The sequence below is a fragment of the Bacillus sp. VT 712 genome (genome assembly GCF_001614195.1).
Classification (GTDB): Bacteria; Bacillota; Bacilli; order Bacillales; family Bacillaceae_H; genus Priestia; species Priestia flexa.
In genome coordinates this window covers 54,054-66,166 of the sequence record NZ_LWBK01000008.1, presented here as the reverse complement: position 1 = coordinate 66,166, position 12,113 = coordinate 54,054, and the positions used below count along the sequence as shown (strand labels likewise).

General features: G+C 36.0%; 10 protein-coding genes and 2 pseudogenes. 7 read left to right on the top strand and 5 right to left on the bottom strand.

From position 1 onward, the window contains the following. Positions 1-122 precede the first annotated feature (122 nt). Positions 123-800: a transcriptional regulator YeiL gene (yeiL, locus tag A2U94_RS05490; RefSeq protein WP_025910441.1), complete on the bottom strand. Its 678-nt coding sequence runs from the start codon at positions 798-800 to the stop codon at positions 123-125. 81 nt (positions 801-881) lie between these two features. Between yeiL and A2U94_RS05485 the strand changes: the two genes are divergently transcribed. After that, positions 882-2,054 (top strand): MFS transporter, encoded by a 1,173-nt coding sequence (locus tag A2U94_RS05485; RefSeq protein ID WP_025910442.1) that lies wholly within the window; start codon positions 882-884, stop codon positions 2,052-2,054. A 305-nt stretch (positions 2,055-2,359) separates the two neighbouring features. Here A2U94_RS05485 and A2U94_RS05480 read toward each other — a convergent pair. Both A2U94_RS05480 and A2U94_RS22280 read right to left on the bottom strand, forming a co-directional pair. Further along, a pseudogene (locus tag A2U94_RS05480) lies at positions 2,360-2,639 on the bottom strand (DUF4317 family protein); the annotation flags it as partial. A gap of 41 nt (positions 2,640-2,680) precedes the next feature. Next, positions 2,681-2,734: pseudogene (locus A2U94_RS22280) on the bottom strand (hypothetical protein); the annotation flags it as partial. 135 nt (positions 2,735-2,869) lie between these two features. On the opposite strand from A2U94_RS22280, the gene A2U94_RS05475 reads away from it, so the two are divergent. The 3 genes from A2U94_RS05475 to A2U94_RS05465 are packed head-to-tail and all read left to right on the top strand — an operon-like array spanning position 2,870 to position 6,579. Then, entirely contained in the window at positions 2,870-4,345 is a 1,476-nt protein-coding gene (locus A2U94_RS05475) for a spore germination protein (RefSeq protein ID WP_025910444.1), read from the top strand. Between the two features lie 4 nt (positions 4,346-4,349). Then, positions 4,350-5,489, top strand: coding sequence for a GerAB/ArcD/ProY family transporter (locus A2U94_RS05470; RefSeq protein ID WP_064484032.1), 1,140 nt, complete (start codon positions 4,350-4,352; stop codon positions 5,487-5,489). Then, positions 5,476-6,579, top strand: a complete 1,104-nt coding sequence (locus A2U94_RS05465) for a Ger(x)C family spore germination protein (RefSeq protein ID WP_025910447.1) — start codon at positions 5,476-5,478, stop codon at positions 6,577-6,579. The genes A2U94_RS05470 and A2U94_RS05465 overlap by 14 nt, the downstream gene beginning before the upstream one ends. 782 nt (positions 6,580-7,361) lie before the next feature. Here A2U94_RS05465 and A2U94_RS21450 read toward each other — a convergent pair. Continuing rightward, positions 7,362-7,784: a 3'-5' exonuclease gene (locus tag A2U94_RS21450; protein ID WP_025910448.1), complete on the bottom strand. Its 423-nt coding sequence runs from the start codon at positions 7,782-7,784 to the stop codon at positions 7,362-7,364. A gap of 51 nt (positions 7,785-7,835) precedes the next feature. Continuing rightward, positions 7,836-9,083, bottom strand: a complete 1,248-nt coding sequence (locus A2U94_RS05455; protein ID WP_062954439.1) for an ISL3 family transposase — start codon at positions 9,081-9,083, stop codon at positions 7,836-7,838. Positions 9,084-9,296: 213 nt separating this feature from the next. On the opposite strand from A2U94_RS05455, the gene A2U94_RS21045 reads away from it, so the two are divergent. From A2U94_RS21045 to A2U94_RS21775, 3 genes are all read left to right on the top strand, one after another. After that, entirely contained in the window at positions 9,297-9,467 is a 171-nt protein-coding gene (locus A2U94_RS21045) for a hypothetical protein (protein ID WP_156482221.1), read from the top strand. A 1-nt stretch (position 9,468) separates the two neighbouring features. Continuing rightward, positions 9,469-10,968, top strand: a complete 1,500-nt coding sequence (locus tag A2U94_RS05450) for a recombinase family protein (RefSeq protein WP_025907909.1) — start codon at positions 9,469-9,471, stop codon at positions 10,966-10,968. A gap of 69 nt (positions 10,969-11,037) precedes the next feature. Beyond that, entirely contained in the window at positions 11,038-12,021 is a 984-nt protein-coding gene (locus A2U94_RS21775; protein ID WP_231882736.1) for a recombinase family protein, read from the top strand. Positions 12,022-12,113 lie beyond the last annotated feature (92 nt).

Here is a 12,113-nt window from a genome sequence, read left to right as displayed (position 1 = left end):
TAGTTGAAGGGTGAGAACATTCCTATGAACAGCTGCACTTAAAATAGAAATTATTCACCGCTGTTTATTTTAACATTATTTTATGCGATTTTATGAGGTTTTACTATATATTCAGCTTGAGCTTACATGCTTTTATTCTTAATCGCCTCGGCAAGTTCATATAAAGCATACTGCTCTTTAATTTTATAGGTTCTACCTTCTTTTTGCAGGTATCCTTTCTCACATAACTGTGTCAATACGTGCAACAAGTGGCGATACGAAACACCGAGATAGTCACAAACAATGACGTGCTTTTCTCGGTAAACTCCGTTATCAGCCGTCTGTATAATAAAGTCCGCAAGCCTGTTCTCTAGAGGGAAAGCTAAGCTCTGTGAGTATTTAGCTGCCATTAACGTTGCTTTAACACTCAAAAACTTTGTTAATTCTCGAAGAAACTTAGCGTCTTCAAGCAACCTGGTGCGACATTGGGAGAAAGGCAACACCAAACAAACTGTTTTGGTGGCGGCTTGAATTCCTTTTGTATAGTACACATCGTTTAATAATTCCATTTCACCGATATAATCATGCGCATTGATAAAGTTAAGAAGCGATACTTTCCCGTTTTGATGTGTTACGTATATTTTCGCTTTTCCTTCTGTCACATAAAATAAAAAATCTGGTCTCCTTCCTTCGCGGATAATCCACTCATCGCGCTTATACTCTCGTACCTCAAGAAACTCTTCAATTTCAAAAGAAAACTGATTAGCAATTGAATGCCTTTCTAGATACAACCGCTTTTTTTCACCTTTGTAAATTTCCATCTGCCACCTCAAAACTATGAGATATCTCATAGTAATCATATTTATTCTCATGATATCATGCGATTGATAAGGAGGATACGAATGAATACACAACGGTGGATGAGCACACATTTTTTTAGTTTTTTTCTGACATGGGGAATTTTTCTACCCTATTGGTCGGGCTGGATGATTCAAACAAAAGGAATTAGCGTTTCAGAAGCTAGTTTTATTATGAGTATTGGCTTAGTGGCGAGGGGGCTTTCTACACTATTTGCTTTTCCTTATTTATTAGAACGAGTCAGCAATAAAGCGCTTTTAAATATTGCGGGAATTGGCACGTTGATTGGGATTCTTTGTTACATTCCAGCTAATTCGTTTACAAGCTTACTAGTTGTAACCGTCTTTTTGCATATTTTTTACCCAACCTTAATGCCAGCTTTAGATAGCGTCGCTGGTGTTCTTGTACAAAGTAAACAGCTGAAACACTACGGAAAAAGTCGTCAATGGGGATCGATTGGATTTGTGTCTGTAGGTATCCTGTTAACTGTATTTACAGGAATACTTGGAGATAACGTGATCTTTTGGGCGCTACTGCTTGGGATTAGCTGCTTTGTCGCTCTTAGTTTCACAAGTGCTCCGGACATTTTATCGAAGAAACCACAAATAAACCAAGGTAAAAAGGTAAATATCATAGATTTATTTCGCACCAAACATTTCTTAGTTGTACTTATTATTGTGGTGCTGCTTCAAGCCGCCCATGCTACTTATTACAACTATGGCTATATCTTTTTAAAAGAAATCGATGCGCCAATCTATCTAATCGGTGTCATTATCAATATTGCCGTTATTGCTGAGATTATTTTCTTTTCGATTGCAGATAAACGCTTTAGCCGATTTTCACCGGGTACCCTATTAGCATTAGCTGCAGCTGGCTCTTCTCTGCGATGGGTGTTAGTATTCATTTTTCCAAACATTATTGTCTTTTGTATGGCCCAAACCCTACATGCGTTTTCATTTGCGATGGGGCACTATGCTTTCATGAAATACTTAACAGCAAACATTCCACATACACATATTCCAAAAGCTCAAGGCATGTACTCAGCTTTCGCACTCAGCTGGAGCACGGCTGTATTCACAGTTTTCGGTGGCTTCTTATATGAAATTGAGCCAAGATATGCTTTCATTGGAATGCTTGCGTGTAGCTTACCTGCGATGTTAATTGCGCTTATCTACCGGAAGCTAGAAGTGGAAAAGAAGATTTTATTGTCTGCTTAGATGTTTTGATAATTAAATTTTGATTAAAAGAGTTTGAGTTTTGGACACGAACAATAGATGTTCCCATCTCTTTAGGTTATCTGAACACGTTCGTTCCATTGCGCTACGGCCACTCGCTTTCCGCGGGGAGGAACCTGAGCTTCTTCGCTGCGCTTTGAGATCTCAGTTTTCCACAGGAGCCGAGTGTCCTACGCTCCATTCCACCCTGTTTCCAACATTGTTTTCACAATCAACAAAAAACCTGAACGATTAAAAGTGAGAAACTCTCAATCGTTCAGGTATAGTAGGGGCTCCACTACTTATGTCTCAGTGTCTTCTTCCACCACTAACATACTATTGATTTCATCATATACATTGGCGAAGGTATTCGAATTTACTTCATCACCAATCACTGCTTTTATAATTTCTTCAAACACCGCTTTATCTTCCTCGGCAGTCATGATTTCATTGCAGTTCAACACATTTTCGATACGGTTTATTCGCTTTGCTCCCAGCATAAAGGATGTGATTAATGTCTGCGGCGTTGTCCGTAAAGCTAAGGAACGGAAATCCACAAATTCGAGAGACAAGTTTAATAACGGGATTGGCTTGATATAAACGCTATAAATGTCAGCGATTTTCAGTAAATCGTTATCCAACTTAAATTGTTTTCGAATCTCTGCTATATCTTTGTTATTCATCTCTAATTTTAACTCCCTGGCTAGTAAGATTCGTGTTTTGTATATTTTAAAGTTAAATTGCTAATAATGTGTACGAATATGGAGTTTTAAGTACGAATAGAAATGTTTTTTCTCAATAAGAGGGGTGAGATGTACATGTTTTGGAAAAAAAAACAGATTGAAAGTAAGCTTGCTGCTCAATCAATAGCTGAATCTGAATTATCGATAGAAGCTCTGAAAAAAAGCCTCGTTCAAATGGATGATGCAGAATTTGTGGAAATTGACATTTCCGTTATTCGAAAAATTCATCTTGTTTACATACGAACTCTCATTGACCAAGAAAAGTTAAATGAAAGCATTATAAAACCTTTAAATAAATGTTCCAAACCGTCTATTCAAGATTGTATTACGAATTCCTCCATTATTCACATTCCTAATTTTATAGAGGCAAAAAAACAGTTGTTTTCAGGTTCCATTTTGTTATTTGATTCTTCGCAACACCTTTGGTTAGCTGTGCCATTAAAAAATCCTATTGGACGTGCCATTGAAACTTCCGAAACAGAAACCATTATGTTCGGAGCAAAGGACAGCTTTAGTGAACAAGTAGAACAAAATATTACGCTTATTCGAAGACGACTCCCCATACATGAACTGAAAGCAGAGAAGTTTACTGTCGGTTCTATGAGCGAGACAAGTGTTGTTTTAATGTACATAGAGGGGCTGACTAATCCAGAATTTGTTTCAACAGTCAAAGAGAAGATTTCTGAAATTAATTTTGATCTCTTCTTTGACTCCTCTCAAGTTGCGGAATTCATGGAGGAACATCAAAACAGTATTTTTCCTCAGTTTCAGCAAACTGACCGGCCTGATATAGTTGCTTATTCTCTGGGATTAGGAAAGATCACCCTTCTGGTAGACAATACACCATTTGCTCTTGTTGCACCCATTACTTTTTTCCATTTATTCCAATCACCCGATGACTATATTAATCGATGGGTAATTGCCAGTTTTTTGCGCATCATCCGATATGCCAGTTTTGTTCTGTCAATCACATTGATTCCTTTCTATGTGGCATTCACAACTCATCACTATCAAATGATTCCTATGGAAACACTTCTGGTCTTGGTCGAATCAAGGAGCATGCTTCCTTTTACTCCTTTTTGGGAAGCATTTATCATGTTAATTTTTATTGAAGTCATGAAAGAAGCAAGTTTAAGAATGCCTACAAAAACTGGTCAAACACTTGGCGTTATTGGTGGTATTGTGATTGGTCAAGCGGCTGTTGAGGCTGGATTCGCTAGCAAGGTATTAATTGTCCTGGTTGGGATCTCGACGATAGCTTCCTTTCTTATTCCCAACTACCTTATGACAAAAACAAATTCATTAATTCAATTGATACTTCTTGTTTTTTCTTCTTTACTTGGGATAATTGGGATTGCACTAGGAAGCATTGCTATTTTGGCTCATCTTAATAGCTTGTCTTCACTCAAGCAACCCTATTTTTCACCAGTTTCCCCTTTTTTCGGTAAGGATTGGATTGACTTATTCATTCGAGGGCCATTAGTCAAAATGTTGGAGCGTCCAAAGCATCTTAAACCTCTAAAACAGAAGAGAGATAAAACTAGGAGATGACTTGATGATGGAAACCCACCAATTATTTAAAAAGAATGAAACCTATAATGGGTTCTATGCCATGTTGTTGGTAAATCGCCTCCAAATGCTATACTTTTATCTGATTATGCCAAATATCTTGATCAATCCATATATGATTTGGGTGCTTATAGCTGTCGGGATATTATCCCAACTAAACCTTCTTCTTTTATCGAAGTGGCTTTTAACCCGTTTATCTAGCAATGGATATAATGGATTTGTCCAATTATTTGGAAAAAAATTGGTACGTTTTCTCTCTTTCATCGGGTTGTTCTTTATTCTACTTAAACTTTCCGTCATAACGTTAGGATTCAGCGAAATTGTTCAAACATTTATACTTCCATCAACAGATACAAATTTTCTTGTCTTTTTTATTTTGTTGTTATGTTTTTATATCGCAGGTAGGGGCGTTGAACATACCATTCGTTTTGTGTTGATTTCTTTTTTCTGTACATTTTGGATGTTCACATGTTTCGTTTGTTTCGTCTTCCCTCCAATAGCTCAACTCAGTGATTTGTATCCACTTATTCCAATGGAGTGGAAAGTAGAAAATTGGAAAGCCGTTTTTTTTATTTTGTCTTCCTATTCTGGTCCGGAATTTCTGGTATTTTTGGGACCATGGCTTAAAACAAACAATAAAACATTTCGCTATTTGTCTTACGGAAACGCTCTCACCGTTGTAGAGTATGTATTCCTATTTATAGCATCCTTATTTTATTTCGGTTCCAATTTTTTAAGTAAAACTCACTATCCAATTATTAATATGGGCCGTTATTTACAAAACCCAGTGTTTGAACGAATTGATATAATGATGCTTTCCTTTCTATTATTTAACCTAGTTTTTGCAGTTTCTCTATTTCTATTATTGTTTTATGGAGCATCTAAAATAGCTTTTGGTAAAATGAGCAAGCCGACCAGTGGTAAAGGTTTGTTATTCAGTGTATTCCTTATTTTTATTGGAATGGTTCTTGTGAATGAATTATTTTGGAAGTCTTGGGAGAAGCAGAACTTTTTACTTAATCTTCAAATTATAGCTGGAAGCATAAGCTATTTTCTTGTTCCACTTGTTATTGTTTTAGTTTTAGTAATGAAAAAAGAGGCGGTTAAAAAACATGCGTCTACATAAAAAGATATGTAAAATATTGATACTCCTTTTTATGACTTTTTGGTTATCTGGCTGTGCCCCTGTTACCGAAAACAACCTTATTGAAGAAATTTCCCCCGTTACCTTTTTGTCAATTAGTAAGGGGGATAAAGGGAAATTAAAAGTCAGTACAATTATGCCTCCTCTAAGTAAAGAAAATAAGTTTGTTATGTCGCAAGAAGTCAGCTTATTAAAGGAGGGAGTACAGAAGTACAACTTAAACTTCAACCAGGAAATTAAATTCGGACAAATGCGGATGCTGGTAGTTAGTGATGAACTTGCAAAAGAGGGAATTATGTCCATTATAAATGTATTATTGACTGATCCGGATATTTCTCCGAGAATCTATTTAGTAATCGTAAAAGGAAATTTTGATGAATACTTGGAAAGTCAATTGGACAAAGATGAAAACTTTGATTACTCGTTTTACCGAATGCTGAAGCATTATGAGGAAAAAAACCAAGGAGAATTAACTGTCGTTAATCTTCATCAATTTAAACATTTGCTCTATACTCCTTATTCAGATCCTTTTTTGCCTGTATTCAAAATAGAAGAGGATGGGGTCAACTATGAAGGTACAGCCTTGTTTAAAGATGACAAGCTAGTTGAAACTATTTCATCTTTAGATGATCGTATCTTCCAGCTGATAAACAACGGTCACTACTTAGTTGTTTTACCAATTCAAAAATTTGAAATTGTACTGGGTCATGTTAGATCTAAAGTAATAGTAGATATCGATAGCAGTTATTCTACAATGACCTATACCGTGAATATAGACACTAGGATTGAGGAATACCGGGGAGAGAAGCAATTATTTGACCCACAGCAGTTAGAAAATATGAAAAAAGATATCGAAACCCATCTTGAAAAACAAACACATGAACTAGTTAAAAAGATGCAAGAATTGAAAGTGGATCCATTACAGCTTGGCATACAAACAAAAAGACCATTCTCAAAACCAATGGAAGAAAAAAAATGGATTGAAATGTTTGAGAAGATGGACATTAAAATAAAATACAATATTAATATCGACCCTTTGACGGATGCAAATTCAAAAAGGCAAAACTTTTAATTTTTCTTATCGAATAACTCATAACGTAAACAAAATGAGACTGAGACATAAGTAGTTCAGTCCTTACTATACCTGAACGATTGAGAGTTCATAACTTTTAATCGTTCAGGTTTTTTGTTGATTGTGAAAACAATGTTGGAAACAGGGTGGAATGGAGCGTAGGACACTCGACTCCTGCGGGAAAGAGAGGGAAAACTGAGATCCCGCAGCGCAGCGAGGAAGCTCAGGTTCCTCCCCGCGGAAAGTGAGTGGCCGTAGCGCAATGGAACGAACGTGTTCAGACAAATCAAAGAGATGGGAACAGCTAGTGTTCGTCTTTTAGAAGCAATCATTTTGTTATGTCCCAAACTCATTTTGTTTACAATCTATCGCTTTGTGTGATATCTGTCATAATTATACAATAACACAAGCAAGCGTTGTGGTCGAAAATTTGGGAAATGACCATAATTTCATCACATCCGCCTGGCTTTGCTCCAAAAATGTCTGCGGCTTTTCTTTTACCGTTTGTTTGCTACCAATAATCGATGAGCCTAATTGTTGCTAGAGAGCATTTAAGTAAATCTGTCTTTTTAGATGAGTAAAATACTCTCAATTGAATCTGGTTAAAAAATCCAATTATATAAATAGGTGTTATTCATATTATAAAGCTTATAAAAACATTTCTTTACTTATGGTACGATTCACCGTAGTTATTTAAGAGGCAAAAATAAAGCATTGGTAAACGATTTTACCAATGCCCTTTTTCTTATTAGTGATATTTCTGATTTTAAAATCAACATTATTTATGTCCAATCGAATTGTTTAACGTCTGCATTTTCCAACATTTGATAAATGACATTTATCTTAGATCTTTCTTGTCCATAGAAGCGGTTTTTACAAAAGGTAAAAATCATTCGAGTTTTTGCTCTAGACATTGCAACAAAAAATGTAAATGTTTCATCATCTGGAGAATCCTCAAAATTCCAAAAAGCTCTATCTTCTAGTCCCAATAAAATCACAGACTCAAACTCAAGACCTTTACTTTTATGAATTGACATAATTGGGATTGAATAAATCCCCAAAAAATCTTCTATTGCTTTATTCCAAACCTTATGCTTTTCATATGAATAAAAAAGGAACTCCGCTGTTTGCCTTACTTTTATTTCCAGATATTTCCCTTTCCTATACTCTGGATAACTACTTTTAATTAAATCTAAACCTATCAAAGTTAAAATTTTGTATAACCATTGCGGCTCTTTATCAAAACATGTTCTTGACTAAGAGCCGTAGCCGTATTGAATCCATTCTTCATTGCACTCCAATAAAATGTGTTGCTTATAGCACTCCGGATTGCGAGTGAAATAGTGACGACGCTGCAGAGCCTTGATTTTATTATTTTTTCCTTCAACCGATGCATTCGTAAAACGCAATTGATGATAATTACAGATTTCTTCTTGCCAATTGTGCATCGTTTTTAAACAGATTTCTACAATCGGATGGTCAATTGCTTTTCCTTGCGCCAGCCATCTTTCGTAACCTTTTTTGGCAAGGCTATACGATGGACTGCAGTCATGCCAAGCAATGAAGGCTTCTTTCCATTCATACACTTGGCGAAGTAATTTCGCATAACCAAGCAGTCGTTTTAAAATCACCATTTCGTCTCTTGTGAGCTGGTCATGACGTTTACCAAGAATACGGAAGTGTTGTTTTAAATCGGCTTTCGCACAGGGAGAAAGGCTCTTTTGAACCTGTTTTCGCATAGTTTGTAAGGTATCCGTTACGTAACGATTGACGTGAAAACGATCGGCAATTCGAATGGCATTTGGATCCATTTCTTTTACGAATGTATGATAGCCTTGCGCTAAATCTATGACGACAGCGACGGGATTAAGCGTCTGCCAAATCGGCTGCGCTTGATAATAATCCTGTAATTCTGCAATCGTACGACCTGGGATGACATCTAAAAACGTGCCACCACGTAAATCGTGTAAGCCGGTGTTATAGCGATGTCCTTTACGAATCGCAAAGTCATCGATACCCAGTACAAGACCCGTACTCACTTTAGCCTGTTGTGCGCATCGTCTTTGAACGCGAACCGACTCCACTGCCATCCATTGACGTACAACACGGTGAACCGTTGTTGGTGGTGTTTCAGAGAGGCGCGCCGCATGGGCAATCGTCGCTCCTATCGCTTGTTTCGGTAACGTGGCTTCAAATGCCTTTGTATAGCGCTTTTTTGGCGCAACACAGTCGTAATGCCACACAAAATGGGCATGACAATCTTTGCATGTTAAACGGATAGCGGGCAGCAGTAAATACACCCGTTTCCCAAACGCAGGGAGGTGACGTACTTTTCGTTGATAAGCCGTGCCACGACGAATCGTTTGCGTTGATGTACAAACTGGACAAGGCTGTGTGGCATCAATCGGTGTCACTTCAATGAGCACTTGATCTTTTTCTTTTTGAATAGCACATACATTTAACTCTGGTAAATCGAGTAAAACCTTGATAGAATGGGAATGCATCTGTATACCTCGCTCTGTTGTTTGGTCGTACTTTCAACATTAACGGATACAGATGTTTTTTTGTACTCTTTTTTAAGCAAGAACAGATTTTGGCGTAGAGCCAATTTTTTAAAACCTCTTAAAATATTAAGATTTTAAATGTACTATGTCTTTCAGCTAAATAGATAGCCGGCATTTATTTGGTTATATATTTTTGATTAAAGAGGTTATAACATGAATAACAAAAATCCATTAGATTATAATGCGTACTATGAAAAAATCTTAACTATTCATAATGATTTAGGTGCAAAAAAGGCTTTACAATTTTTACAGTTATTTTCTGACCTGATTATTAAATACAACTCTAATATCGATGAGTATCTAGAAAAGGGAGGTAAAAAATAAAATGCAAATTAAAATAAAAAAGGCAATAGTTTATGTTCGTATTAGTACCGAAAAGCAATTATCTAATACATCGATTGAACAACAAATTCTAGCGATAAAAGAGTTCTGCCAAGAAAATGGAATAACAATAGTGACTATTTATATAGAGGAAGGATCAGCAAAAAGCATTGAAGGTCGCCCTGAGTTCATCAAAATGTATAACCAGTTTATTGGAAACGAGGATGTTAATTGCCTAATTGTATATAAGTTGGATCGCGCATTTAGAAACTTTTTGGATTCAATATTTTTTTGGAACAAGCTTGGAGATGTAAACAAACATTTTATATCCATTGCAGATAACATAAATACACAAAATCCAGATTCTAAAACATCGTATTATATTAATGCCTACCTTGCTGAAAAAGAAAGAGATAATATCCTTCTAAGGACTTCAAATGGAATGAAAGCAAAAGCTGAAAAAGGTTATTTTAATGGTGGAGTAGTATTCGGCTATGAGTCTGTTAGTAAAAAGTTAAGAATCGTCCCCTCAGAAGCAGCGGTGGTAGAATATATCTTCAAAAGATATTCATACGATGCTTGGGGATATAAAAAGATAGCTTCAGAATTAAATCTTCAAGGTATTAAAACTAAGCATAATAAAGAATGGACAATTACTGCTGTAAAAACAATTTTGGAAAACAGAATTTACATTGGGGAAATAAAATGGAGTAATGAATACAGAAAGGGCAAACATAAAAGTATTATATCTCAGGAGTTATGGGATAAAGCTCAAGAATTAAGAAAAGAAAAGAGTTATACACCTGAGAAAATTCATCCCGGATCTTACCCTTTGTCTGGATTAATAAAATGCCCTCAGTGCGGCTCTCCTATGGTACAAGGAAACAGTAGTCAAAAATATAAATACTATCAGTGTAACCGGAATAAAAGCAGTGGCAAAAGTGCTTGTTCGTCTAATCTTGTTTCTAAAGAATATGCTGAAGAATATGTATTTAATCAAATTCTATCTGTATTTAATGGAATGGAGCTTTCATCGATACTCTTTCAATTAACTATTACTAATTTAGATAGTGTTTTAGTTTCTTTAGATGATGAAATAAGGGCTTTAAATAAATCACTTAAACTTGCTGATAAAAGAATAACTGACTTATATAACCTTACACACTCAAAAGATCCCAATAAGAAAATTAGCGAAGAAACTTTCATTCTTCTAACTAATGAAATCGAGCTAGAAAAAGTGAATACAAACCAAAAATTGTTGGATTTAGAAGAAAGGGTCGCTGTAAAAAACAGTTTAAACCTTGAAAGAAATATAGATTTTACAATAAATAATTTCACATTATTCTATGACATCATTTCTAATAATGATAAAAAAGCCCTTTTTCATAGTATTATAAAAGAGGTGCATGTAACGCTTGGTACTAGTCCTAAAGGGCGGAAAATAAAGGAAATAATATATAAATTTAACGAAGAAGATATTAAAAATAGTGTAGCTGCTAGTTAGGAGAAAGGCCAACTGTCCTTTCTCCTTTTTTATTTTACGTTGTATGATTAATTCAAAGGAGGTAATCAGATGGAGATAAAGAAAGTAGCTATTTACGCACGCGTTAGTACTGAAGAGCAAGCATCAGAGGGCTATAGTATCAACGCTCAATTACAAACGCTTCGACAATACGCAAATCTTTATAATTGGGAAATCGTCGACGAGTATGTGGATGAAGGGATTTCTGGAAAGAATATCACCGGCCGCCCTGCTATGCAAAGACTTGTAGCAGACGTTGAACAGGAAAAATTTCAGGCGGTACTTGTATGGAAAATCTCACGTTTATCGCGGAATATGTTAGATACTCTTACTTTGTTAGACAAATTTGAAGATTACGGAGTAAAGTTTATCTCTTATTCCGAGAACTTTGATACCAGTAGTCCAATAGGCCGTCTAGTCGTTCAGCTGATGGCTTCTATTGCCGAAATGGAACGAAATACATTGTCTGAGAACGTTAAGCTTGGTATGAAACAACGAGCCTTAGAAGGTTCATGGAATGGCGGTGTTATATTTGGTTATGATTCTATTGAAAAGGAACTCGTAATAAACAAAGAGGAAGCTGAAGTAGTTAAACAGATATTCACTCTTTATACCCAAGGAAAGGGCTTAAAAGCCATTGCAAATCAGCTTAATAAAAATGGGTATCGAACCAAACGTGATCGTCATTTTTCTATAAATGGAGTGGCAACTATTTTAGACAACCCAGTCTATAACGGAAAAATTAGTTGGTTAAAGGTTGAAAACTGGGATAAGAAAAGAAGAAGAGGCAGAAATGATAATCCCATTTTAGTAGAAGGTCAACATGAAGCGATTATCAATGATGAACTTTGGAGCCTTGTTCAATCTCGTAGGAAAAGTAAATCGTTCAAGCAAAGACAATCCAACGAACCGTTTCTATTGAGCAGTATCATACGCTGTCCTGATTGCGGACAAGGGATGGTACCTTCAATTACTACTTACACTTTAAGCGACGGGACCAAAAGAAAGCACAGATATTACTTACGTTTGCAGTGATTTTCACAACAAGGGATCAGCTGCATGTAAAGCCAATTCAGTTAAAGCTTATGATGCTGAAAACGCTCTGTTTCAACGTATAGAGAGCTTTT